This is a genomic window from Candidatus Rickettsia tasmaniensis (assembly GCF_036857515.1).
GTDB classification, from domain to species: Bacteria; Pseudomonadota; Alphaproteobacteria; order Rickettsiales; family Rickettsiaceae; genus Rickettsia; species Rickettsia rickettsii.
The window spans coordinates 1-1885 of the sequence record NZ_JAQCNX010000054.1 but is presented as its reverse complement, the minus strand read 5'-3'; the positions used below and the strand labels follow the sequence as shown (position 1 = coordinate 1885).

Sequence of the window (1885 nt, the reverse complement as noted above, 5' to 3'; positions counted from 1 at the left end):
CCTGCAGATAAAATATATATATTAAATTTGTAGCCATGCATGAACGAGACGCCGCCTATAACCAAAAGAAGTAAAGCAAAAGATGTTAGGATAGGCCAAGGGCTTGGGTCTACTATATGGAATAAGTGCGATTTAGTAATAGAATATGAATTATTTAAAATTATCTTTTGACTCATATTGTTATTTTATATTTCCTAATTATCACCAATAACAAACTACAAAAGTAATCTGCTATTCACATGAGTGAAAATAAATATAAATTATTATTGATGTAAAAGCAAATGCTAGAAGCAGATTATATAGAAAATATACCCCGTAACTCAGAATTACATTATTTATTATTAATGACAACTAAAATCTCTTGACTCTTTATATTATTCAACTAATATATAGACCACTAATAATGTTTAAGCTCCATTTTTGCAAGACCAATCTGTCAAAACTTAATATTTAAGTTATGCCAGGGGTCTATTATTATAAGTGAGTAAAATCATGAAGTATAATGGAGGTTGTTGTCTTACAGCAACGGAGCTTAACCCCTGGCACCTTTATTTATTAATTCTAGATTAGGTTTAGGCATAAATTAAATAAAGGCATTGCGAGTAGTATTAGCTATGTTTGATAAAAATAAAGATTTATTAATTCTAAAAAATACAAATGCAAAAAATAAAGAAAAAATTTAAAAAAAGTTTTTCTTTTCATCACCATTTCTAATAATATTATTAATGTTTTTTTATTATCTTCTTAATATCTTAGAAGTAAAATATTTCTAGATTTTTCAACTAATTAAGCTGTTAACTCTAAATTTTCTTACTTAAAATTATAGAGATACGACAAATTATCTTCACTATTTTACTAGTTATTTCTGCAAATATTGCCTCAGTACTATCATTCATTATAGCAATATTTTTATGTTCAATTTCATCAAGTCGAAATTTAATAATATTATTTAATAATTCTGGCTCAAAATTTTTATTTTCTAAATAATTTATTTGCTGTTCATAATGTTTTTCTATTACTTCTTCTACACTCTCAGTAATAAGCATCGCCGTTTTTATTCCCATCAAGGAAGATAAAGCACCAAGTAAAAATCCGTAATGATGCCAAAAAAATAATAAAAACGTGGGTCTTACTTCTTTTTCCAGTAATTTTTTTTCAAAAAAATTTAAATGCACTTCTTCGTGGTCAAGCATTTCTTTAATCAATATATGATCATTTTGAGATTTAATATATTTTAGCTGTCCTTGATAAATTCTTTTTGCACCATATTCTCCGGCATGATTAACTCTAATTATCTCGTGAATTTGTTTGTCAGGGTCAGAAAAATCAGGTCTAGGCATAATGTATACTCGTTTAATTTGAAAAATTGGCTACGTCATCTTATAAGAGCTACGGTGCTCACGTATTAAATTTATATCGTGAGTAGATGCTGAAAATAATTGTGAAATTAATTCTGTATGCATCGTGTAATCTCAAGTTAAAAGCGTAAGTAAATATAATAAGAGCGTATACGCTCCTCGCCTTATAGTCTCCTTGCTCTTTTCCAAATTAAACTTCGTCTACTCTTCATTTACTTTGGAGTATACTTTGGAATAAATCGAAACTAGTAGGATTTAACTTATAATCCACTCCTGCAGATAAAATATATATATTAAATTTGTAGCCATGCATGAACGAGACGCCGCCTATAACCAAAAGAAGTAAAGCAAAAGATGTTAGGATAGGCCAAGGGCTTGGGTCTACTATATGGAATAAGTGCGATTTAGTAATAGAATATGAATTATTTAAAATTATCTTTTGACTCATATTGTTATTTTATATTTCCTAATTATCACCAATAACAAACTACAAAAGTAATCTGCTATTCACATGAGTGAAAATAAAT

The 1885-nt window shown here is 27.9% G+C and carries 2 protein-coding genes and 1 pseudogene; all 3 read right to left on the bottom strand.

What is annotated here, in order from left to right; translation table 11 throughout:
* Positions 1 to 176 (bottom strand): cytochrome c oxidase subunit 3 (locus tag O6R16_RS07795; protein ID WP_499680688.1); only part of this gene is annotated, 176 nt, incomplete at its 3' end.
* A gap of 624 nt (positions 177 to 800) precedes the next feature.
* Positions 801 to 1340, bottom strand: coding sequence for a demethoxyubiquinone hydroxylase family protein (locus O6R16_RS07790; RefSeq protein ID WP_499680687.1), 540 nt, complete (start codon positions 1338 to 1340; stop codon positions 801 to 803).
* Between the two features lie 286 nt (positions 1341 to 1626).
* Positions 1627 to 1806 (bottom strand): annotated as a pseudogene (locus tag O6R16_RS07785) (cytochrome c oxidase subunit 3); the annotation flags it as partial.
* Between the last annotated feature and the right edge of the window lie 79 nt (positions 1807 to 1885).